Source organism: Sphingomonas sp. IC-11 (assembly GCF_021043365.1).
In the GTDB taxonomy this organism is placed as follows: Bacteria; Pseudomonadota; Alphaproteobacteria; order Sphingomonadales; family Sphingomonadaceae; genus Sphingomonas.
The window spans coordinates 243,784-265,678 of sequence record NZ_JAJNDU010000003.1 but is presented as its reverse complement, the minus strand read 5'-3'; the positions used below and the strand labels follow the sequence as shown (position 1 = coordinate 265,678).

26 protein-coding genes are annotated in these 21,895 nt (G+C 64.7%); 18 read left to right on the top strand and 8 right to left on the bottom strand.

The features are described from left to right. Positions 1 to 16: 16 nt before the first annotated feature. A complete protein-coding gene (locus tag LQ954_RS11975; RefSeq protein WP_231023331.1) occupies positions 17 to 529 on the bottom strand; it encodes a thiamine phosphate synthase in 513 nt (170 codons plus the stop codon). A gap of 22 nt (positions 530 to 551) precedes the next feature. On the opposite strand from LQ954_RS11975, the gene LQ954_RS11970 reads away from it, so the two are divergent. Both LQ954_RS11970 and LQ954_RS11965 read left to right on the top strand, forming a co-directional pair. Beyond that, positions 552 to 1,229: a YggS family pyridoxal phosphate-dependent enzyme gene (locus LQ954_RS11970; protein WP_231023328.1), complete on the top strand. Its 678-nt coding sequence runs from the start codon at positions 552 to 554 to the stop codon at positions 1,227 to 1,229. Continuing rightward, complete coding sequence (locus LQ954_RS11965) at positions 1,226 to 1,891, top strand: HAD family hydrolase (protein ID WP_231023327.1); 666 nt, start codon at positions 1,226 to 1,228, stop codon at positions 1,889 to 1,891. Before LQ954_RS11970 ends, LQ954_RS11965 begins: the two co-directional genes overlap by 4 nt. Positions 1,892 to 1,924: 33 nt before the next feature. Here the strand turns inward: LQ954_RS11965 and ribA are convergent, their stop codons facing one another. From ribA to hemE, 7 genes are all read right to left on the bottom strand, one after another. After that, on the bottom strand, positions 1,925 to 2,974 hold the full coding sequence (gene ribA, locus LQ954_RS11960) for a GTP cyclohydrolase II (protein WP_231023325.1): 1,050 nt from the start codon (positions 2,972 to 2,974) through the stop codon (positions 1,925 to 1,927). Then, entirely contained in the window at positions 2,971 to 3,753 is a 783-nt protein-coding gene (locus tag LQ954_RS11955; protein WP_227772062.1) for an exodeoxyribonuclease III, read from the bottom strand. The genes ribA and LQ954_RS11955 overlap by 4 nt, the downstream gene beginning before the upstream one ends. Before the next feature lie 232 nt (positions 3,754 to 3,985). Beyond that, positions 3,986 to 4,594 carry a LolA family protein gene (locus tag LQ954_RS11950; RefSeq protein ID WP_227772061.1) on the bottom strand — a complete coding sequence of 203 codons (609 nt, stop codon included), beginning with the start codon at positions 4,592 to 4,594 and terminating at the stop codon, positions 3,986 to 3,988. 111 nt (positions 4,595 to 4,705) lie between these two features. Next, positions 4,706 to 5,434: a TerC family protein gene (locus tag LQ954_RS11945; RefSeq protein WP_227772274.1), complete on the bottom strand. Its 729-nt coding sequence runs from the start codon at positions 5,432 to 5,434 to the stop codon at positions 4,706 to 4,708. 207 nt (positions 5,435 to 5,641) lie between these two features. Next, positions 5,642 to 6,898: a transcription termination factor Rho gene (gene rho, locus LQ954_RS11940; RefSeq protein WP_227772060.1), complete on the bottom strand. Its 1,257-nt coding sequence runs from the start codon at positions 6,896 to 6,898 to the stop codon at positions 5,642 to 5,644. A 239-nt stretch (positions 6,899 to 7,137) separates the two neighbouring features. Then, positions 7,138 to 7,596, bottom strand: a complete 459-nt coding sequence (locus LQ954_RS11935; RefSeq protein ID WP_231023323.1) for a CopD family protein — start codon at positions 7,594 to 7,596, stop codon at positions 7,138 to 7,140. After that, positions 7,596 to 8,657 (bottom strand): uroporphyrinogen decarboxylase, encoded by a 1,062-nt coding sequence (gene hemE / locus LQ954_RS11930; protein WP_231023321.1) that lies wholly within the window; start codon positions 8,655 to 8,657, stop codon positions 7,596 to 7,598. The genes LQ954_RS11935 and hemE overlap by 1 nt, the downstream gene beginning before the upstream one ends. A 281-nt stretch (positions 8,658 to 8,938) precedes the next feature. On the opposite strand from hemE, the gene LQ954_RS11925 reads away from it, so the two are divergent. The 16 genes from LQ954_RS11925 to LQ954_RS11850 all read left to right on the top strand — a co-directional run bounded on the left by LQ954_RS11925 (position 8,939) and on the right by LQ954_RS11850 (position 21,832). Continuing rightward, entirely contained in the window at positions 8,939 to 9,778 is an 840-nt protein-coding gene (locus tag LQ954_RS11925) for a pyruvate, water dikinase regulatory protein (protein ID WP_227772057.1), read from the top strand. A gap of 8 nt (positions 9,779 to 9,786) precedes the next feature. Then, on the top strand, positions 9,787 to 10,377 hold the full coding sequence (locus tag LQ954_RS11920) for a Maf family protein (protein WP_227772273.1): 591 nt from the start codon (positions 9,787 to 9,789) through the stop codon (positions 10,375 to 10,377). A gap of 41 nt (positions 10,378 to 10,418) precedes the next feature. Next, a complete protein-coding gene (gene aroE / locus LQ954_RS11915) occupies positions 10,419 to 11,246 on the top strand; it encodes a shikimate dehydrogenase (RefSeq protein ID WP_231023319.1) in 828 nt (275 codons plus the stop codon). Positions 11,247 to 11,366: 120 nt separating this feature from the next. After that, positions 11,367 to 11,960: a dephospho-CoA kinase gene (gene coaE, locus LQ954_RS11910; protein WP_227772055.1), complete on the top strand. Its 594-nt coding sequence runs from the start codon at positions 11,367 to 11,369 to the stop codon at positions 11,958 to 11,960. Positions 11,961 to 11,968: 8 nt separating this feature from the next. Then, entirely contained in the window at positions 11,969 to 12,655 is a 687-nt protein-coding gene (gene dnaQ / locus LQ954_RS11905) for a DNA polymerase III subunit epsilon (protein ID WP_231023317.1), read from the top strand. 51 nt (positions 12,656 to 12,706) lie between these two features. Beyond that, complete coding sequence (gene hpf, locus LQ954_RS11900; protein ID WP_227772053.1) at positions 12,707 to 13,303, top strand: ribosome hibernation-promoting factor, HPF/YfiA family; 597 nt, start codon at positions 12,707 to 12,709, stop codon at positions 13,301 to 13,303. A gap of 13 nt (positions 13,304 to 13,316) precedes the next feature. Continuing rightward, complete coding sequence (locus tag LQ954_RS11895; protein WP_231023315.1) at positions 13,317 to 13,796, top strand: PTS sugar transporter subunit IIA; 480 nt, start codon at positions 13,317 to 13,319, stop codon at positions 13,794 to 13,796. Beyond that, on the top strand, positions 13,783 to 14,238 hold the full coding sequence (locus LQ954_RS11890) for a PaaI family thioesterase (protein ID WP_227772051.1): 456 nt from the start codon (positions 13,783 to 13,785) through the stop codon (positions 14,236 to 14,238). Before LQ954_RS11895 ends, LQ954_RS11890 begins: the two co-directional genes overlap by 14 nt. Then, positions 14,235 to 14,561, top strand: a complete 327-nt coding sequence (locus LQ954_RS11885) for a DUF1491 family protein (protein ID WP_231023313.1) — start codon at positions 14,235 to 14,237, stop codon at positions 14,559 to 14,561. The genes LQ954_RS11890 and LQ954_RS11885 overlap by 4 nt, the downstream gene beginning before the upstream one ends. 202 nt (positions 14,562 to 14,763) lie before the next feature. Then, positions 14,764 to 15,345: a cell wall hydrolase gene (locus tag LQ954_RS11880; RefSeq protein ID WP_227772049.1), complete on the top strand. Its 582-nt coding sequence runs from the start codon at positions 14,764 to 14,766 to the stop codon at positions 15,343 to 15,345. Positions 15,346 to 15,414: 69 nt separating this feature from the next. After that, complete coding sequence (locus tag LQ954_RS11875; protein ID WP_330999973.1) at positions 15,415 to 15,906, top strand: MmcB family DNA repair protein; 492 nt, start codon at positions 15,415 to 15,417, stop codon at positions 15,904 to 15,906. A 191-nt stretch (positions 15,907 to 16,097) separates the two neighbouring features. Beyond that, positions 16,098 to 17,558 (top strand): carboxyl transferase domain-containing protein, encoded by a 1,461-nt coding sequence (locus LQ954_RS11870; RefSeq protein ID WP_231023310.1) that lies wholly within the window; start codon positions 16,098 to 16,100, stop codon positions 17,556 to 17,558. Next, positions 17,551 to 18,342: an enoyl-CoA hydratase-related protein gene (locus LQ954_RS11865; protein ID WP_227772046.1), complete on the top strand. Its 792-nt coding sequence runs from the start codon at positions 17,551 to 17,553 to the stop codon at positions 18,340 to 18,342. The genes LQ954_RS11870 and LQ954_RS11865 overlap by 8 nt, the downstream gene beginning before the upstream one ends. A 51-nt stretch (positions 18,343 to 18,393) precedes the next feature. Further along, positions 18,394 to 18,780, top strand: a complete 387-nt coding sequence (locus LQ954_RS11860; RefSeq protein ID WP_227772045.1) for a lysozyme inhibitor LprI family protein — start codon at positions 18,394 to 18,396, stop codon at positions 18,778 to 18,780. Beyond that, entirely contained in the window at positions 18,717 to 19,772 is a 1,056-nt protein-coding gene (gene bioB, locus LQ954_RS11855) for a biotin synthase BioB (protein WP_443026623.1), read from the top strand. The genes LQ954_RS11860 and bioB overlap by 64 nt, the downstream gene beginning before the upstream one ends. Before the next feature lie 77 nt (positions 19,773 to 19,849). After that, positions 19,850 to 21,832 (top strand): acetyl-CoA carboxylase biotin carboxylase subunit, encoded by a 1,983-nt coding sequence (locus tag LQ954_RS11850; protein ID WP_231023308.1) that lies wholly within the window; start codon positions 19,850 to 19,852, stop codon positions 21,830 to 21,832. Positions 21,833 to 21,895: the final 63 nt, after the last annotated feature.

Sequence of the window (21,895 nt, the reverse complement as noted above, 5' to 3'; positions counted from 1 at the left end):
CGGTGGAGCGAAGGGCTTAACGTAGCCACGCGTCGATTGCCGCCCACCCGTCGAACCTGTGCAGCATGCGAAAACGGCGCGCATTCATCCCGCCCAATGCGATCCGGACCATCGGCAGCGTTCGCGCGAGCGCCTCTGCCCTGCGCACGCCAAGACCGCGGGCACCGGGATGCGAACGCGTGCCGAATACGGGCGACACAAACGCAACGTCCGCCCCAGCCTGCCGCGCCAGACGGGCCTCCCCTGCATTATGGACCGGCCATGTCACGAGCGAACGACTCCGCCCGCGATGAACACCCATCTCTCCCCGCATCGGCAAGTCCCCTGCCCGTACCAGCACCAGGCCGCGCGCCCGGGCCAGCCGAAGCAATCGTGCAAATAGCTGCCGTCGCTCGGCGGGCGGGGTCGCGTGGTGCCGGAACACGATCCCCGCACCGCGCGGCAACCGACGAACCGCCTCCCACAAGGCCTCGCCCATCCGCTCGTCGGTCATAAGCCAAAGCGTCGGGACAGGGTGGCGGCGGCGCATTGCCCTGCCTATAGCGCGCGCAATGCAAGCCGACGACCGCCTCGCCGCCATTCGCGGGCGCATCGCCCACGCCGCCAAGCTCGCGCGCCGCGATGCTGCCGACGTCACCCTGATCGCTGTGTCGAAGACGCACCCTGCCGAAGCGATCGAACCATTGCTGGCCGCCGGCCATCGCGACTTCGGCGAAAATCGTGTGCAGGAAGCGGAAGCAAAGTGGCCGGCATTGCGCGAGCGCTATCCTGACGCTCGCCTGCACCTGATCGGTCAGCTGCAATCGAACAAGGCGGCCGAGGCCGTCGCGCTCGCCGATGCCATCCATGCGGTCGATCGTTCGTCGCTGGTTACGGCACTCGCCAAGGCAATGGATGCGCAGGGACGTCGTCCGGCGTGCTTCGTCCAGGTGAATATCGGTGAGGAGCCACAAAAGGGCGGCTGTGCCATTGCCGATCTTCCCGCGCTGCTTGCAGAAGCCCGGACCGCGCATCTGCCGATTGCCGGTCTGATGTGCCTTCCGCCGGCGGGCGTCGAGGCTGCACCTTACTTTGCCTTGCTGGCGAAGCTCGCGCGGGACGAAGGCATCGCTGGGCTCAGCATGGGGATGTCTGACGATTTCGAAACCGCGGTGATGATCGGTGCCACTCATGTGCGCATCGGATCTGCGCTGTTCGGAGAGCGCCAGGCGGCAGGCACAGCTGCATGACCTTTCAGGCCCTGCTGTTCGACTTTGACGGAGTGCTGATCGAGAGCGAGTATCTCGGCAACAAGCACATCGCCGATTTCCTCACCGATCGTGGCCATCCGATCACGCCGGAGGAATCCATGGCGAACTTCATGGGTCTTTCCGGACGCGATTTCCTTGATCGCGTTGAATCGTTCATCGGTGGCCCGCTACCGGCCGACTGGAGCGAAGCGCGGGTGGCCGAGAACGAACGGGTGTTGGCCGAGGGAGTGGAGGAAGTCGCCGGTGCAGTCGCATTCGTCCGCTCGCTGCCGGTCGATCTGCCCAAGGCGGTGGTATCCTCAAGTTCGACCCGCTGGATCAGCACTCACCTACGGCATCTGGGCCTCGCCGACGTGTTCGGTGAGCACATTTATTCCGGCGCCGAGCATGTCGAACGCGGGAAGCCGGCGCCCGATCTCTACCTCTATGGCGCCCGCCGACTGGGTGTGCCGATCGATCGCTGTGCGATCCTGGAGGATTCACCGGTTGGCGCCACGGGCGCGGTGGCGAGCGGCGGGCACGTGATCGGCTTGTGCGCCGGGCTGCACTGCACCCCTGGACATGATGCCAAGCTGCGGCAGATCGGCGTTCACGCCATTGCCCATGATTTCGACGACGTCCGCCGCCTGCTGAAGCTCTAGGGCGCCACGCGAGCGGGACGTCCCCGCTCGTTCTTACAACTGGTGCCCGGTGCGATCCCGCTTTGTCGCGAGATACCGCTCATTGTGCGGGTTTGTCGGCAGGAAGTGCGGCACCCGCTCGGTCACGGTGATCCCCCGTGCCTCCAATCCCGCCACCTTGCCAGGATTGTTCGTCAGCAGCCGCACGTTCCGCTGCCCCAACAGGTCGAGCATCCGCGCCGCGACGCCGAAATCGCGCGCATCGATCGCAAAGCCCAGGCGCGTATTCGCATCCACCGTATCAAAGCCCTGATCCTGCAGGGCATAGGCGCGCAGCTTGTTGACGAGGCCAATGCCCCGACCTTCCTGCCGCAGATACAGCAGGATGCCCCAGCCCGACGCTGCAATGGCCTTCAGCGCAGCGTCGAGTTGCGGCCCGCAATCGCACTTCAGGCTGCCCAGCGCATCTCCCGTCAGGCACTCACTATGCAGCCGTACCAATGGCGGCTGGCCCTGCGGCATGCCGATCAGCAGCGCGACATGCTCCCCCGCCCCCTCCGGCGTGCGGAAGGCCACGATCTCCGCATCTTCGGCATGGGCGACCGGCAAGCGGGCGCGCGCAGCGATCGTCAGTCGCACGGCATCCTCATGCGCATCGATGTCCGCCACCGACAAGCTCACCTCTGCGTCGCCATCCTCCCGCACGAAGAAAGCAGGCAACATGCCGGCAATCCGCGCCAGCCGCAGCGCAGCGGCAGCATCCTCGGGGTGGAGCAGCGGAATGGCACGGAACGGCCCCTTCAGCGGCGTCGCAAGATCAAGCTGAGGATCGGCCAGCGCCGTTGCAGCGGCAAAATCCACCCAGGGCGCCCGGTCGACCAGCACCGGCGCGTCCGGGACCGCCGCCTCGCGCTGGTTGGCGAGTTTCAGCGTTTCCGCACGACCGGCAGAAAGGAGGACGGGCGCCTGTTCCGCGGGATCAAAGGTGTTAAGACGGACGGGATCCGCCGTTTCGATCGGCAGCAGCGCCAGCCCGCCAATGCGAACCGGCCAACCGCGGCGCAGCGCGTCGATGGCTCGGGCTGCCTGGCGCGCGTCGGTCAAAAGGCGAACTCCGTCATGATTGGGACGTGATCGGACGGCTTCAGCCAGCTGCGACACGCCTCGAACACGTGATGCGATTGCGCCGCTTTCGCCACGTCCCCCGTGGCCCACATATGGTCCAGCCGACGCCCGCGGTCGTTCTTCGTCCAGTCGGGCGACCGATAACTCCACCATGTATGCAACCGCGCCGGTGCCGGGTGGAAGTGCCGGCCCAGGTCCACCCAATCGTTCGATGCCTTAAGCCTCTCGAGCGCTTCCACCTCGATCGGCGTGTGGCTGACGACCTTCAGCAATGCCTTGTGGCTCCACACGTCGCTGGGTAGCGGCGCGATGTTGAAATCGCCGGTCAGAATGGTCGGGCAGTCGAGCGTGGCGGACCATTCCGTCATGCGCTGCACGAAATCCAGCTTCTGGCCGAACTTCGCATTCACCTCGCGATCGGGCACGTCTCCGCCCGCGGGAACATAGACATTCTCCAGCCGAACGCCGTTGGCCAGCCGAACGCCGATGTGCCGTGCTTCACGATTGGCCTGCCAGTCCAGCCGGTCATCTTCGGTGATCGGAACGCGGCTGATGATCGCCACGCCGTGATGCATCCGCTGGCCGTGGATCAGAATATGTTCGTAGCCGAGCTGACGAAACGTCTCGAACGGGAAATCGGCATCCACCACCTTGGTTTCCTGCAGACACAGGATGTCCGGCTGCGCCTCGCGTAGAAACTGCTCCACGATGGCGATGCGGAAACGAACCGAATTGATGTTCCAGCTGACGATCTTCACCCGCGCGCTTTAGCGGCGGCAACGGCGCAACGGCAATCATCATGTGCGCGGGAAAAGGAAAGGCCCCCGCTCCGGGGGCATGGAGCGAGGGCCGACCTGACGTTCGTCACGCAGGGGGGTGTGAAGCCTGGTTCAGGCAACAGGGGGAAAATCCTGAACCGCCCCACATCCGCACCCGATGCACTAGCGGTTCCTTCCTGTCGCAGGCATGAACAACAGTCATGGAAACGGTTTAGTTGCGCGCGTTCGATCTCCGCGGATCGTTCCAACGGAACGTTCCGTCGCTTACCGGACCATTGAACCGCTGGTTGGCGAGTCTGATCGTCGTGCGGTTGCCCTGACTGTCCAGCGTCACCCACCCTTGCAGCATCAAGCCCCCAGGCGCGGCGCCATCGCGTGCGAAGACCATGGTGATGCGGCCATATTCCGGATGCTTGGGATCATAGCCCTCGACGGAGAGGACGCGCGAATCGCCGCTGGGGATCACCTTGGCGAACCGCGAAATGTCACGGTCCGGATTGATCAGCACGCCAAGCGGCGAATTGCTGATCGGCCACCGCTGCACCTGGCGGACCGAGTAATCGATAAAGGTCAACGCCTTGCCATCGCCAACCACCAGGATCGGCACGCCCTTTTCATATTGGAAGCGGATCTTGCCCGGCTTCTTGAGCGACAAGGTGCCGGTCAGCGTCTTGCCGGCGCGATCGGTCTGGGTGAAATCAGCCGTCATCGTGTTCACGGCGCGCAGGTGGTTCTGGACCAGCGCCAGATCACCCGATTGCGCCGCCGCCGGCGCAGCAATCACGACTGCAGCGGCGATTGGCACGAAACTTCTCAACATGGCTCTCCCGTTGGGCATGGCCGGTTTATGGCCAGGACGGGTTGAACGCGTGGTGAACCCTTCCCGGTTCCCCGCCGCAGCGGCGGGGAGCGCCGGGTTGCTTGGGCGAGGTTAGAACAGCGTGCTGAGACCGATCGTCTCACCGGTGCCGATCCAGCCTTCGTAGATCATCTTGAACGCTACGAAGACGATCACTGCCAGGCCGATATAAGCGATCCAGCTGTAGCGGCCGATCACTCGCGCGATCAGGTTCGCCGCCAGGCCCATCAGCGCGACGGAAAGGATCAGACCGACCACCAGGATACCGGGATGCTCACGGGCCGCACCCGCCACCGCCAGCACATTGTCGAGGCTCATCGACACGTCGGCGACCGCGACCGCCCAGGCGGCGCCAGCAAAGGACCGCGCCGGGGCAAGGCCCGAGCGCTCGTCGCCCTCGATCTCTTCCGATCCAGCGTTGGCATGCGAACCAGCGCGCAACTCACGCCAGAATTTCCAGCTCACCCACAACAGCAGCAAGCCGCCGGCAAAGATCAAACCGACGATGCCCATCAGCCACGTGACGATCAGCGCGAAGAAGATCCGCAGTACCAGCGCCGCGATGATGCCGATCAGGATCACCTTCTTGCGCTGTTCCGACGGCAGGCCCGCAGCAAGCGCGCCGACGACCACGGCATTGTCGCCGGCCAGCACCAGGTCGATCATCAGCACCTGGCCAAAGGCAGCCAGCGCGGCGGGATCGGACAGATTGGAAAAGTCGGCGACGATATGTTGCCAGATATCCGCCAGCGACCCCGGCCCCTGAATGGCGGCAGCAGCTTGGGCGAGCAGGGTTAGGATCAACGGTCAGCGCTCCTGCGGGTGATAGGGACCGAACGGCGCCAGGCCGATCCGGTTGCAGGCGTGTTACCGGGCTTGGGCGCTGTGCGCCAGCGTGCCGTGGCACGCACCACCAAGACGCCGGAGGGGCGGCTATGCAGGGCCGCCGGGCGCCGGGTGGATGGGGCGGGCGGCGACGCGGATCGACCGCGCCGCCGCCGATCCGCCTTACTGGTTCATGCTGGCGAAGAAGTCCTCGTTGGTCTTGGAATCCTTCATCTTGCCCAGCAGGAATTCCATCGCGTCGACCGTGCCCATCTGCATCAGGATGCGGCGCAGCACCCACATCTTGCTGAGCTTGTCCTTCTCGACCAGCAGCTCTTCCTTGCGGGTGCCGCTCTTGCCCACGTCGATCGCCGGGAAGATACGCTTGTCCGCCACCTTGCGGTCGAGCACGATTTCGGCGTTGCCGGTGCCCTTGAACTCCTCGAAGATCACCTCGTCCATCCGGCTGCCGGTATCGATCAGCGAGGTCGAGATGATGGTCAGGCTGCCGCCTTCCTCGATGTTGCGGGCCGCACCGAAGAAGCGCTTCGGCCGCTGCAGGGCATTCGCGTCGACACCGCCGGTCAGCACCTTGCCGGAACTCGGCACCACCGTGTTGTAGGCGCGGCCGAGGCGAGTGATGTTGTCGAGCAGGATCACCACGTCCTTCTTGTGCTCGACGAGGCGCTTGGCCTTCTCGATCACCATCTCGGCCACGGCAACGTGGCGGGTCGCCGGCTCGTCGAACGTGGAGGACACGACCTCGCCGTTCACCGTGCGCTGCATGTCGGTGACTTCCTCGGGCCGCTCGTCGATCAGCAGCACCAGCAGGAACACCTCGGGATGGTTGGCAGAGATCGCGCGTGCGATGTTCTGCATCATCACCGTCTTGCCGACGCGCGGCGGCGCGACGATCAGGCAGCGCTGGCCCTTGCCGATCGGCGAGACGAGATCGAGCACGCGGCCCGTCTTGTCCTTCGCGGTCGGATCCTCAATTTCCATCTTGAGCCGCTCGTCGGGGTAGAGCGGCGTCAGATTGTCGAAGTTCACGCGATGGCGAACGGCATCGGGATCGTCAAAGTTGACGCGGACGAGCTTGGTCAGCGCGAAATAGCGTTCGCCGTCCTTCGGCCCGCGGATCTCGCCTTCCACCGTGTCGCCGGTGCGCAGGCCATGCTTACGCACCTGGTTCGGCGAGACGTAGATGTCGTCAGGACCCGCGAGATAGTTCGCCTCTGGCGAGCGCAGGAAGCCGAAGCCATCGGGCAGCACCTCGATGGTGCCCTCGCCCATGATCTGCTCACCTTCCTCAGCCTGAACCTTCAGGATGGCGAACATCAGATCCTGCTTGCGCAGCGTGGAGGCGCCCTCGACGCCAAGCTCTTCGGCCAGCTGGACCAGTTCCGCCGGAGCTTTCTTCTTGAGGTCCTTGAGATGCATATCGTGTGTCCGATGAGGATCGGTGGGGGGAGAAGCCCGGTCGGCGGATGAGATCGCGCAGCAACGAGACTGGAGGAAGGCGGCAGGCCGAACGACCTCACCGTACCGGCGACGTAGGAGCGCCCCGCGGCTTAGTCAAGCGCCAGCAGACGGGGTGGTGACGGGATTCGCGTTGCTGGCCTGACGGGATGCGGCAGGCCTTCGGCGCGCCCTCTTTCGCTAGAGCGCGCTACGCAGGATCAGAATGGCTTCACCACCGCCAGGATCACGATGATCGTCACGGCCAGCGCCGGAACTTCGTTCATCATCCGCAGCCGTCGCGTGCTCACCGTGGCGCGCCCGGTTGCCAGCTGCTTCGAATAACCGACGGCCCAGCCATGGTAGCCGGACAGCAGGAACACTACGAAAAGCTTGGCATGCAACCACGCAAGCCCCTGGATCCCCTCCAGCAATCCAATATTCACTGCCAGCACCAGGCCAATCAGCCACACGGCGATCATCGACGGCGTGAGAATGATGTTGCGCAGCCGCCGCTCGCGCAATTCCCACCGCTCGCGCTCTGCCGGATCATCGAGCCCGTCCTGATGATGCACGAGATAGCGCGGCAGAATGAACATCCCCGCCATCCAGAAAATCACGAAGATGATGTGCGCGGCCTTCACCCAGAGATACGCCGCGCCGAGGAAACCAGCGCCCATCAGCCTTGCCCTCCTGCACCGCCCGCCGGCCCCGAACGAACGCGAGCAATTGCCTGCTCGACATGAGCGATCGGCGTGTGCTGGTCGATTCCGTGACCGAGGTTGAAGACATGCGGCCGTTCGCCGAATGCCGCGAGGATCCGGTCGATGGCCGAATCCAGTGCTTGCCCGCCAGCGATCAGCGCGAGCGGATCGAGGTTGCCTTGCACCGGCAGCCCAGTCGGCAGCACGGAATCCGCCCAGACGGGGTCCACCGTCTCGTCCAGCCCGACCGCGTCGACGCCGGTCTCGCGCGCATAAGCGGGCAGCTTACCGCCTGCCCCCTTCGGGAATCCAATCACCGGCACATCGGGGTGCCTGGCCTTCAGTGCTGCCACGATCGCGGCGTTGGGCGCGATGACCCACCGCTCGAACTGCGCCGGCGATAGCGTGCCGGCCCAGCTATCGAACAACTGCACTGCCTCGACGCCGGCTTCGATCTGCCCGGAAAGGTAATCAACCGTCAGCGTCACGATCGCATTGATGATTTCGGCAAAGGCGGCTGGATCGCGATAGGCAAGGCCGCGTGTTTCCGCCTGGTCCCGGCTTCCCTGCCCGGCCACCATATAGGTCGCCACTGTCCAGGGTGATCCCGCGAACCCCAGGAACGTGGTGTCGCTGGGCAGCGCGGCGGCGACGCGGCGAACGGTGGCATAGACCGGGTCCAGCCGCGCGAGCACATTGGTGAGCGAGCCGAGATTCTGGTCCAGCAGCCGCGGGGAAAGGCGCGGGCCCTCGCCCGGCCCGAACGTCAGGTCCTGCCCCATCGCCCAGGGCACCATCAGGATGTCGGAAAACAGGATCGCGCCATCAAAACCAAAGCGGCGGATCGGCTGGATCGTCACTTCCGCTGCCGCGTCGGGATCGGTCGCGAGCGCCAGGAATCCGCCCTTTTCGGCTCGGAGCGCGCGATACTCGGGCAGGTATCGGCCCGCTTGCCGCATGAACCACATCGGTGGCCGCGCGCGTTTCTGTCCCTTCAACACGCCCAGCAGTGGTTTTGAATCGGTTGGGGCGTCCATGCTTCTTCTCAAAAGAAAGAGTCTGATGGTTGTGTGATGATGTAGGCGCGTTGGTTGCGGGGCTTATGCGTTCGTCCCCGGATTGCCAACAGCTTGACGCTCGTGGAGTCGCAGAGTCCCGGGGATTCGATTCAACGATCCCCGATTCACACAGCCTGTGGATAAAATCGCCCGGCGTGGATTTAATTGTGGATGACTCATCAGTTTTCCACGGCGCGCACTGCCGCTTGGCCCCTCTCGCAGGTTACGCTAGCGGTCATCCCCATGTTATCCACAGGTTCATGCCCGTGACGGTGAAGCTGCACCTGCACCTCCTCTCTGACTCTACCGGAGAGACGCTGGAGAACATCGCCAAGGCCGCGCTCGCCCAATATGACAATGTCGAAACGGTGCGGCATTTCTGGCCAATGGTGCGCACCGAAGCGCATCTCGACCGCATCCTTCAGGAAATCGCCCAGAATCCCGGGCTCGTGATCTACACGCTGGTGAATGCGGGCACGCGCGAGGCGCTGGAGCAGCGCTGCCAGGCACTGGGCCTGCCGATGGTTGCGCCGCTTGATCCGGTGAACGATGCCTTGTCGGCGTTGCTTGGCCAGCAGGCGAAGAACAAGCCGGGGCGTCAGCATGTGTTGGACGCGGCCTATTTCGCGCGTGTCGATGCCATTCAGTTCACCATCGCCCATGACGATGGCGTATTGTGGGAGGAGTGGGAGGAGGCGGACATCGTCCTGGCCGGCGTCTCGCGATCGTCGAAGACGCCGACTTCCATCTACCTCGCCAACCGCGGCTTCAAGGTGGCGAACATTCCGATCGTGGTCGAAAGCCCGCCCCCCAATACGCTCTACAGTTTGGCCAACCCATTGGTTGTTGGGCTCACCACCAGTCCGGACCGCTTGATCCAGGTCCGGCGCAACCGGTTGCTCTCGCTCAATCAAGCGCCGGAGACCTCCTATGTGGATCAGGAAGCAGTGACGCGGGAACTTGCCTATGCCCGCCGCATGTTTTCCGACAACGGCTGGCCGGTGATTGACGTCACACGGCGGTCGATCGAGGAGACCGCGGCCGCAATCATTTCGCTGTTCAACGAACGCCGGGGCATGCCGGGGATGATGGAACGGTGAGCGCGCCCTTGAAACTGGTCCTCGCCTCGCAATCCGCCTCGCGCCGCGCGATGCTGGAAGCTGCCGGCGTTCCGTTCGAGGCGCAGCCGGCGATGGTGGACGAGGATGCCGCCAAGGCATCGCTTGGCGCAATCCCACCGCGCGATCTTGCCGACGCGCTTGCCGAATTGAAGGCGCTCAAGGTGTCGCAGCGTAACCCGCAGGCGCTGGTGCTGGGTTCCGACAGCCTGGCGGTGCTGGAGGATGGCACCATTTTGTCCAAGCCGCGCGACCGAGCCCAAGCCGCGGAGCATCTCGCGATGATGTCGGGCAAGCGCCACGATCTCGTCAGCGCAGCGGTGATCGCTGAGGGTGGCCGGCCGGTTTGGCGCCATGTCGACAAGGCGCGCATGTTCGTCCGCCCGCTGTCCTACACCTTCATCGAGGCGTATCTCGATGCCGAATGGCCGACCATTGCGGGGTGCGTCGGCTGCTACAGGATCGAGGGGCCGGGGGTGCAATTGTTCAGCCGCGTCGAAGGCAGCCAGTTCACCGTGCTGGGCATGCCGCTGCTCCCGCTGCTCGGCTATTTGCGCGAGCGGCAGGTCCTCGCTGCGTGATGGAGAAAGAACCGCCAGTGTCTCAACTTTCTCAACATTCGATGGCCAGAGACGCCGCTGAACGTCCGTATGCAGAGGTGATCGGTAATCCGATCAAGCATTCCAAGTCGCCGCTGATCCATGGCTTCTGGCTCGAGAAGCTGGGCATTGCGGCGGATTATCGCGCGACGCAGGTCGCGCCCGATGATCTCGCCGCCTTCATCGCGCAGCGCCGCGCCGATCCGCTGTGGCGCGGCTGCAACGTCACCATTCCGCATAAGGTGGCGATGCTCGATCTCGTCGATGATCCCGGCGACGTGCGGGATAGCATCGGCGCGATGAACACGGTGGTTCGTCGCGAGGATGGCAGCGTGTTCGGCACCAATACTGATGCGGCCGGCTTCTACGCCCCGATCGCCGATCTCGATCTCGCTGGTGCGCCCGTCGCGATCGTCGGTGCAGGCGGTGCCGCGCGCGCAGTGCTGTTTGCCTTGTCGCGCCTCGATGTCGGCAAGGTGACGATCCTGAACCGTTCCCCGCTAAAGGCTGCCGCATTGCTCGGCCGCTTGGGCCTGAAGGGAGAAGCGCTGCCGCTGAACGCTCGCCTCCCCGAGACGAAGCTCCTGGTGAACACCAGCGCGCTTGGCATGGAAGGCCAGCCGCCGCTCGATCTCGATCTCCTGCCGCTGCCGCCAGAGGCAGTCGTCTATGATATCGTCTACGCCCCGCTCCACACGCCCCTGCTCGATGCGGCCGAGGCACGCGGGCTGGAGACGATCGACGGCCTCGAAATGCTCGTCGGCCAGGCCGCGGCCGCGTTCGAATTGTTCTTTGGCCAGCCTGCCCCGCGCGAACATGACGGCGAACTGCGCGAACGATTGATCGGATAGAACAGGAACGGCTTTCGTCCCATGCCGTGATCCGGAGGCGCGCTCCTCTTCTCCATCGATGAGGAACGGCAGCCGGGTTTGGAAGAGGCAGGGGACGATATGCAACACGAGGGGGAACAGATGATCAAACTCGGCCTCACTGGCTCCATCGGCATGGGCAAGTCCACGGTCGCCAAGATGTTCGCTGAGGAAGGCATTCCGGTCTTCGACGCGGATGCGGAGGTCCATAAGCTGCAGGGCCCGGCCGGGCGTGTGGTGGCTGCCATCGAGGCGCGTTTTCCCGGAACGACTGGGGAAGGGGGCGTGAACCGGACGGCCCTGGCGGAAGCGGTGCTTGGCGACGATGCCGCCATGAAGGCGTTGGAAGCGATCGTTCACCCCGCCGTGGGCGAGGAGCGGGCCGCCTTTCTGACGGAACATGCCGCCGCGCCGGTCGTCGTGTTCGATGTGCCCTTGCTGTTCGAAACCGGTGGTCAGCGTGCGATGGACAAGGTTGCCGTCGTTTCCGCTGCGCCCGACGTGCAGCGCGCCCGCACCCTTCAGCGCCCAGGCATGAGCGAGGGCAAGTTCGACGCGATCCTCGCGCGCCAGGTGCCCGACGAACAGAAGCGCGCGCAGGCCGATTTCGTCATTCCGACGGACGTGCCGCTCGAGGAAACTCGGGCGCATGTCCGCCGGGTCATCGCTTGCCTCGTGCCGGTGGAAGGCCGATAATCCCTGCGATGCGCGAGATTGTTTTCGACACTGAAACCACTGGCTTTACCTTCGGCGAGGATCGCATGGTGGAGATCGGCTGTGTGGAGCTGATCAACCGGGTCGAAACCGGGCGAACCTTTCACGCTTATTTTCACCCCGAACGGTCGATGCCGCCGGGTGCGTTCGCGATTCACGGCCTGTCGGATGCGTTCCTCGCGGACAAGCCGCTGTTCCACACCGTCGCGGAAGAGCTGGTCGCGTTTATCGGCGATGCGCCGCTGATCGCACATAATGCGTCGTTCGATTTTGGCTTTTTGAACGGAGAGCTCGGTCGCTGCGGTCGCGACGTCATTTGCACCAGCCGCATGGTGGATACCCTGGCGATCGCGAAGCAGCGGCATCCCGGCGCGAAGCTGACGCTCGACGCATTGTGTTCACGTTATGGCATCGATCGGTCCCACCGCGTGCTGCACGGCGCATTGCTCGACGCGCAACTGCTGGCGCAGGTCTATGTCGAGCTGCGGGGCGGGCGGCAGATCGGGCTTTCTCTGGTCAGCGAATTGGTGGTCGAAGAGGTCAAGGTCGAGACATCCGCGCCGCGGGTCGTTCGCCCGGCCCGTCATTTCGCCGCCACTGCGGAGGAACTTAGCGCGCATGCCGCGTTCATGACGAGGGTGAAGAATCCACTCTGGGGGGCCGAGGCGTCCGGTTGACGCCCAACGCTCCGGCGAATCAAGCCGGACCAGCCAATGGAGAATAGGTCGATGGATATCCGCATCTCTGGTCACCAGGTCGAAACGGGCGACGCGCTGAAGGATCATGTCGACAGCCGGCTGCAAGGGATTGCCGACAAGTATTTCAGCCGCGCGATCTCCGCTCAGGTGACGTTCGGCAAGGGGCCGCACGACACCGGTTTCGGCTGCGACATCGTCGTTCACGTGATGCAGGGATTGGTTCTGAAGGGCCGCCACGATGCCCATGACGCGCATCTTGCCTTTGATGGTGCGGCGGAGAAGATCGAGAAGCAGTTGCGCCGTTACATGCGCCGCCTGAAGGATCGAAACGCAGGCGAGGTGCAGGCGCTGGCGGAAAGCGTCGCTTATGATAATTTCGACAACGCCGGTTACACGCTCTTTGCCGAGCGGATCAGCGACGATGACGAGCCCGCCGAAGGGCCGCTGATCATTGCCGAAACGCGCGTCGACGTGCCCGATGCCACCGTTTCGGACGCGGTAATGATGCTTGACCTGCGCAACACTGCTGCCCTGCTGTTCAAGAATAGCGGGACGGGGGCCTACAACATGGTCTATCGGCGCGGCGACGGGACGATCGGCTGGGTCGAACCGCAGCGCGCGGGGTGAACGCCGGGACGTCATGGCCAGTGATTTGAGCGATCTGCTCCACCCCGACCTGATCACGGTCGGGGTGACGGCAAGCAACAAGAAGATGCTGTTCCAGCAACTGGGCGCCCTGGCTGCCCAGACGCTTGGCTTGGCCGGCGGCGCCGTCTCGACGGCGCTCGCCGAGCGGGAGAAGCTGGGCTCGACCGGCTTCGGCGGCGGTGTGGCCTTGCCGCATGCCCGCATCCAGGGTCTGCCGCGCATCGTCGTGATGATCGCCCGGCTGGCACAGCCGGTGGAGTTTCAGGCGGTCGACGATATGCCGGTCGACCTGATCGTGGCGATCCTGTCTCCGCCCGATGCCGGTGCCGATCACCTCAAGGCGCTGGCGCGCGTATCCAATCGGCTGCGCGACCGTGCGTTTGTCGCGAAGCTGCGCGGCGCCGGTTCGCGCGACGCCATCTATGCGCTTCTGACGTCCGACGAACCGGGAAGCACGCGTGACGCGGCCTGAGGGTGCGGAGGCGCACCACCGTGCACTTGAATCGTTGTATGCCGCAGCGCCGATCAACCGGTTGTTCGCATCGATGCTGGAAATCCCGGAACCGGGCGTGGCGCGGATCAGCTTCGAAATCGTGCCGGATCATTTTCACGCGGCGGGCGCCGCTCACGGGACGTCCTATTTCAAGATGCTGGACGATGCGGCGTTCTACGCCTGCAATAGCCTCATCACCGATCGCTTTCTTCTGACCACCCAGTTCAACCTCGTCCTGACGCGCCCGCTGGCCGCCGGCCCAGTCATCGCGGAGGGGCGCTGGATCAGCGGCCAGCGGCGGGTGTTCGTCGGTGACGCGCGCCTGATCGCCGCGGATGGCGAGGAAGTTGCTCGCGGCACCGGCACGTTCATGCGCAGCCGGATCGCGCTTGCCTCCCTGCCGGGCTACCGGATCGCGTGAACGCGCGGTTGCCCACGCACCTTGTCGTCTCGGCCTTGCTGCGGCGAGTCAACGATGCCGGCGGGATTGCGGTGGTGCGTGCCCGCGGAGATGCGGATGCAGGTGCGATCCTGGTCGTGCTGGAGCTCGAAGACCGGATCGTCGAGCGCGGAATTGGCCCGGACGGCAATGACGCGCTGGTACCAAGCGGGCCGAAAGCAGGCAGCGGCGAATCACTCGACGACTATTGGGCGCGCCGCCGCGCGCGTGATCCCGATTTGTGGGTGGTTGCTCTGGATATCGTGGACGGCCAACGGTTCGCCGCTGAAACGATCCTCGGTTAATTGACTCGATCGCTCGGGTATGGCGATCCACGGCCATCGATTTTTCGCGTTGTGCCGCGGCGGGTGCGATCCGCAACGGTGACGCAGTCGGGGGGGATCCCGGCCGATCGCTGTTCTTCTGAACGCCGGATCGTGTCCGCGTACCCACCGCCTTTGATAGTGGACGATGGCTTTTTTCTCGCGGGCTGCGGTTGCCGTAGCCATGACGATCTCTTTCTTCGGCCTGAGTGCGCAGAGCACGGCCGGGTTGGCTGCCGAGGTCGAGCAGATGCTCCCCCAGACCAACGTTATGGTGTCCTCGACGGCACCAGCTACAGTTTCTGAGCCGACGGGCTTCGATAGCGATGAACTCGCGGTCGGCGATTCGGTTGCATATCCGACACTTGCGGCCGCTGTTGCCGCGCAGTCGACGCATGATGGCGACGACGAGGCGATCCAGTGCCTGGCCGGCGCGATCTTCTACGAAGCCAAGGGTGAGCCGCTGTCTGGCCAGCTTGCCGTCGCTGATGTGATCATCAACCGCTCCAAGTCCGGCCGTTTCCCGTCCGACATCTGCGACGTGGTGACCCAGCGTGGCCAGTTCGGCTTCGTTCGCGGTGGTCGCATTCCGGAAATCAACGAGGACAGCCGCCCCTATCGCACGGCCGTTGCGGTGGCCAAGGTGGCACTCGCCGACGCCTGGAATGGTGAGGCGGAACGCGCGCTGTATTTCAACCGCGGCCGGGCGCCGGCTTCGGGCCTGACCAAGGTGGCATCGATCGGAAACCACATCTTCTGGCGCTGAGCGGTATTAGCTTCCTGATCCTCAGTTACCCACCTTTTCATCGTTCCCTAATTGTTCTATGAAGCGGGCGTGCTGACCACGCCCGCTTCTTGCGTAGACGATCCTGCCTCACCGCTTTGCGCTGCTGATGTCGTGCGGGGCGTAACCCGCTTGTTGTTGCGCCATGAACTAGTGGCCATGCCAGAGGTGCCGCTGGATGGCGGCCGGCGTGTCGACCTGATGGCGCTGGATCAGCGCGGCCAGATCACGATCGTCGAGATCAAGGTATCGCGCGCGGATTTGCTGGGTGACGGCAAATGGCAGGATTATCTGCCGCATTGTGATCGGTTCTTCTGGGCGGTGCCGGCGGGCTTCGACCACACGCCGATCGCCAGCGAGGCGTTCTTGCCAGAGCGGACAGGTTTGATCGTTGCTGATCGTTATGATGCAGCGGTCGTGCGGGAGGCGCGAACCACGCCGATGAACACGCACGCGCGAAAGAAGTGTACGCTTGCCTTCGCGCGCCGCGCTGCTCGCCGGCTGGTGGCGCTGTCCGATCCGGAGGCGGTGCAGGGCTGGTGAGCCCTCGGCCTTAGACGCTTGGACCGTCACACCATTGGCGAGGAAGCGCACGTTCCAGCTGACACTTCCCGATCCTCCGGGGCTTCGGCGCAACACATGCTCCCATCGCCTCCCAGCTACATACCTGACCGTTTTGGCATTTGCGTCTGCCCATCCACAGGCGCAGGAAGCCCGCGCGGCGGGAGGATGCCATGGCGGCTACAGTCGGGGAGCAGGAGCGTAGCGACGCGCAGCATGCGCGTGGTCGCCTGACCGCACGCGAGCGGCTCGACATTCTGTTTGATCACGCCACCTTTCGCGAAACGGGTCCCATCGGTGCGGGCATTGTGACCGGCGAGGGTCTGGTGCAGGGCCGTCCGGTCACGGCGTTCAGCCAGGATGTGACCGACGCCAGCGGGATCATGACGCGGGATCACGCCACGAAGATCGCCAGCCTGATCGACCATGCGGTGTCCATGGGTGCGCCTGTCGTCGGCCTCTATGACTCACCCGGCGTGGCGCTGGACGACGGGCTTACGGGCCTTGGCGCACAATCGAACATGATTCAGTGCCAGGCGCTTGCCCAGGGCAAGGTGCCGCAGCTGGCGCTGGTGTTCGGCGCCACCGCGGGCATGGCCGCTCTTTCGCCTGCACTCGCAGATGTCACATTCATGCTCGATCGCGCAGCCGCGCTTCATCTGGCCGGCCCGGACGTGTTGCGGAGAGCAACCGGGGAAATCGCCAGCGCCGACGCGCTGGGGGGCCCCACCCTACACGCGATCCACACCGGCATGGCCGACCGCGTCTTCGCGGATGAGATTGAATTGTTGTTCGCGACTCGCGATCTGCTCGATCTGCTACCTTCCTCGGTGGGCGCGTCGACGCCGCTGATCTTCACTGCCGACCCCGCGCATCGCGAGGAGCCGGGCTTGGACCAGCTCGTCCCGCTTGACCCGGCAGAACCCTATGACATGCGCGAGCTTGCCCGCGCGTTAGTGGACGAGCGCGAACTGCTCGACGTGCAGCCTCAACACGCCGCCAATCTGGTGTGCGCCTTGGGCCGCGTGGAGGGGCGAGCAGTCGGGATCCTCGGCACTCAGCCGATGGTGCTAGCCGGCACGATCGACAGCGCCGCCGCACGCAAGGCGGCGCGCTTTGCCGGCTTCTGTGGTCGCTATGGCTTGCCCATGGTTGTGCTCTTGGATTCCCCTGGGTTTCTGCCCGGTACTGCCGAGGAAGCGCGCGGCATCGTTCGGGAGGCTGGGAACATGATGGCAGCTCTGGCGCGAGCGCCCGGGCCCCGGATCACAATCATTACGCGTCGCGCGATAGGGCCCGTCTGGGCAGTATTTGCATCGCGCCGAACGACGTTAGACCATTGTTACGCGTGGCCGGGCGCCGAGATCGCGGTGATAAACACTGCCGCTGCCGCCGAGCTGCTGTTCGACGACACGGACGATCAGAAAAAGCGTGACTATGCCGCCCGTATCGCTGATCCCTCTCACGCCGTGGATGCAGGGTTCGTCGATGCGGTGATCCGGCCTGCCGCAACGCGGCGGACGATCGCCGAGGTGTTGCGCCACGTAGCGCACGCGCAAGGATCCGGCAGCTTGCTGCCAACCCCTTCTCCAGATGGAGCGGGATATACGAGGGAGAGAGACCGAAATGGCTGAATATGAAACGATCCTGACCGAGAAAAAGGGCGACGTCCTGGTCATCACGTTGAACCGGCCGGAACGGCTGAACGCGGCGTCGATTCAGCTCGCCGAGGATCTGACGGTGGCGCTGTACGATCTGCAGGGTGCGCGCGCCGTGCTGCTTACCGGTGCTGGCCGGGCATTCTGCTCGGGCGCCGATCTTCAGGCGCGGGGCGGCGGGGACTCGCCGGTGAAGGGTGGGGACACCAGCCATCGTGCGCTGATGAACTTTTACAATCCGCTGATGAGCCAGATCATGAACCTGTCGGTTCCGGTGGTGACGGCGGTTAATGGCCCCGCCGCCGGCGTCGGCTGCTCCATGGGCCTGTCCGGCGATTTCGTGTTTGCCGGCAAGAGCGCCTATTTCCTCCAGGCGTTCGTCAACATCGGCCTCGTGCCCGACGGCGGCTCCACCTGGCTGCTTGCCAAGACGATCGGCAAGGCGCGCGCCACGCAGATGATGATGCTGGGCGAGCGGATCGGCGCCGAGCAGGCGGAGAACTGGGGCCTCATCTACAAGGCGGTGGATGACGACAAGCTGATGGACGAGGCGCTTGCTCTTGCCACGCGTCTCGCCGCCGGGCCGACCGTTGCGCTGTCCGCGATGCGCCGGAACATCATGACCGCGCTCGACGGCACATTCGACGCGGTGCTCCGCGCCGAGGCAGAGGGTCAGCGGCTCGCTGGCGGCTCCGAGGATTCGCGCGAAGGCGGCCTCAGCTTCCTCGAGAAGCGCAAGCCTGTGTTCAAGGGCCGTTGAACATCCATCCCGTCCCGGTGCGTTGGCACCGGGACGGATCATGGAGGTACGATGACGAGGCTTTCTGCAATTGCGCTGTCCCTGGCGATCCTGGCGTCGAGCCAGCCCGCCCGCGCCCAAAGTCAGGCGCAGATGAATGCCCAGGCCGCCAATGAGCTTCGCCGGGCGGATGCTGCGCTGAACGCGCAGTGGAAACAGACCTATGCCCGCATGAAGGATCGCGATGCGCGGGGCACGCCGCGCGGTGGCGGCTTTGGTTACGCCACGGCGACGCTTGCCAGCCAGCGCGCTTGGCTGCAGTTCCGCGATCGGCAGTGTGAGATCGAAGGTGGCGAATATGCCGGCGGCTCACTGCAGGGGTTCGCGCGCGCGCAATGCCTGGCGCGGCTGACCCGGGAGCGGACCAAACAATTGAAGGATCTGATGTGGACGCGGTGACCCGCAATGATTGGACCCGTGAGGAAATCACGGCGCTGTTCGACCTGCCTTTCGACGAGCTGATGTGGCAGGCGCAGAATGTGCACCGCGCGCATCACGCCGCCGGCGAAGTGCAATTGTGCACGTTGCTGTCGATCAAGACCGGCGGTTGTCCGGAGGATTGTGGCTATTGCTCGCAATCCGCCCACGCCGAAACGGGCGTAAAGGCGACCAAGCTGATGGACGTGCGCGCCGTGTTGCAGCGCGCGGCCGAGGCTCGCGATGCCGGAAGCCAGCGTTTCTGCATGGGCGCCGCGTGGCGCAATCCGAAGGATCGCGACATGGATGCGATCATCGCCATGATCGAGGGCGTCCGCGCCATGGGCATGGAAACGTGCATGACGCTGGGCATGCTGACGCCGGCACAGGCGCAGAGGCTCGCTGAAGCCGGGCTCGATTATTACAATCACAACATCGATACCTCGCCCGAGCGTTACGGCGAGGTGATCACGACCCGATCCTTCGGGGAGCGGCTGGAAACGCTGGAGCATGTGCGGCAAGCCGGCATCAACGTCTGCTGTGGCGGGATCGTCGGCATGGGCGAGACACGCGAGGATCGCGTTGGCTTCGTCCATGCGCTCGCCACCCTGCCGCGGCATCCCGAAAGCGTGCCGGTCAACGCGCTGGTGCCGGTGAAGGGCACGGTGCTGGGTGACATGCTGGCGGATACGCCGCTCGCCCAGATTGATGACATCGAGTTCGTCCGCACGGTTGCGGTGGCGCGGATTACCATGCCGCTCAGCATGGTGCGTCTGTCTGCCGGTCGTGAATCGATGAGCGAGGCAACGCAGGCATTGTGCTTCATGGCAGGCGCGAACTCGATCTTCACCGGCGACAAGCTGCTGACGGCGGGCAATCGCGGCGACAGCGCGGACGCGAACCTCTTTGCCAAGCTCGGGCTGAAACCGATGGTGGCCGAGGAACCGATGCGCGTGTGCGAGGCAGCGGAATAACGCTGGCGACAGTGCCGCCGTCGGCCGGGACACGTGGGACGGCGGCGGCATCTTAGGACCTTGGGCGGGGGGCAGGGGTGTTCGGCAAGATCCTGATCGCCAATCGTGGTGAGATCGCGTGCCGGATCATTCGCACGGCCCAGCGAATGGGCATCGGCACGGTGGCCGTCTATTCCGATGCCGACGCCCGCGCGCCCCACGTGTCGATGGCGGACGAGGCAATCCGGATCGGTGAGGCGCCGGCGAGCGAAAGCTATCTCGATGCCGATCGTATCCTCGCCGCCGCACGCGCAACCGGCGCGGATGCCATCCACCCCGGTTATGGCTTTCTATCCGAGCGCGCGTCCTTTGCCGAAGCCTGCGCGGCAGCCGGCATCGCCTTTATAGGACCGCCTCCGACAGCGATCGCCGCCATGGGTGACAAGATCGCGTCCAAGGAGATCGCGCGCGCGGCGGGCGTGAATGTCGTGCCGGGTCATCCCACCGCGATCGAAAACGTGACGGACGCGGCGCGTATCGCCGCTGCCATCGGCTATCCCGTGATGGTGAAGGCTTCGGCCGGCGGCGGGGGAAAGGGGATGCGGCTGGCGCGTGACGAGGCCGAGATCGTCGCCGGCTTCGACGCGACCCGCCGAGAGGCTCTTGCCAGCTTCGGCGATGATCGCGTGCTGATCGAAAAGTTCATCGAGCGCCCTCGCCATATCGAGATTCAGGTGCTCGGTGATCAGCACGGTAATGTGGTTTACCTCGGCGAACGCGAATGTTCGGTTCAGCGCCGCCACCAGAAGGTGGTGGAAGAGGCGCCGTCGCCGTTCGTCACGCCTGCCATGCGCCGCGCGATGGGCGAGCAGGCAATCGCGCTCGCACGCGCTGTCGGCTATCATAGCGCAGGAACCGTGGAGCTGATCGTGTCGGGCGCCGATCCGAGCGGCGAGAGCTTCTATTTCCTGGAAATGAACACCCGGCTTCAGGTGGAGCATCCCGTCACCGAGGCCGTAACCGGGTTCGATCTCGTCGAGCAGATGATCCGGGTTGCCGCCGGCGAGCGGCTCGCCTTTTCGCAGGCGGACGTTCACCTGAATGGCTGGGCCGTCGAAACCCGCATCTATGCGGAGGACCCCTATCGGGGGTTCCTGCCCAGCACCGGGCGCCTGGTCCGCTATCGCCGCCCGGGGCCGGAGGAGGATCAGAAAGCCGACGGCAACACGCATCCCAACTTCTGTGTTCGGGTGGATGACGGGGTGGCCGAAGGTGGCGAGGTCAGCCGCTTCTACGACCCGATGATCGCGAAGCTGATCACTTGGGGCCCAACCCGCGAAACCGCGGTCGCGGCGCAGGTCCGCGCCCTCGATGCGTTCGAGATCGAGGGGCTGGCCACCAACATCGATTTCCTCTCCGCACTGATGCAGCACCCGCGCTTCCGCCGCGGCGATCTCACCACCGGGTTCATCGAGGAGGAATATCCGCGAGGGTTCAACGGCGCGCCGACACCCGCTGCGTTCCTGAAAGGCCTCGCGGCACTGGCTGTGCTCATGACGCAAGCGAACGCGCGCGGCGCGCCTGAGAAGAACTGGTCGGTTCGGATCGGCGAGCGGGATTTCGCCGTCACTTTGTCCGGCGACGCAGTGGCGGTGGATGGAGAGGACATCGCCATCTCGCACGATTACGCACCCGGCCGCACGATATTCCGCGCCGACCTGGATGGCGAAGAAGTGGTTGTGCAGGCGGCGCGTACGCTGACAGGCTTTATCCTGCATACCCGCGGTGCGCGGCACAAAGTGCGCGTGCTGCCGCAGCGGATCGCCGGCTACACCCGTCATCTGATCGATCCGCTCCCCGCCAATACCGGCAAGATCGTCACCGCTCCCATGCCGGGGTTGCTGGTCCGTCTGGACGTTAGCGTCGGCGAGAATGTCGCTGCCGGTCAGGCGCTGGGGGTGATTGAAGCGATGAAGATGGAGAATGTCCTGCGCGCCGAGGCCGACGGGACGGTCGCGGCATTGCGTGTCGCTGCTGGTGAAAGCGTCGTCGTTGATCAAGTGCTGATCGAGCTCGAATGATCGCGCGTTAAGCCTGCCACGGGGACGGCACGCAGTTTTCACCCCCCATAACCTGCACCCGGC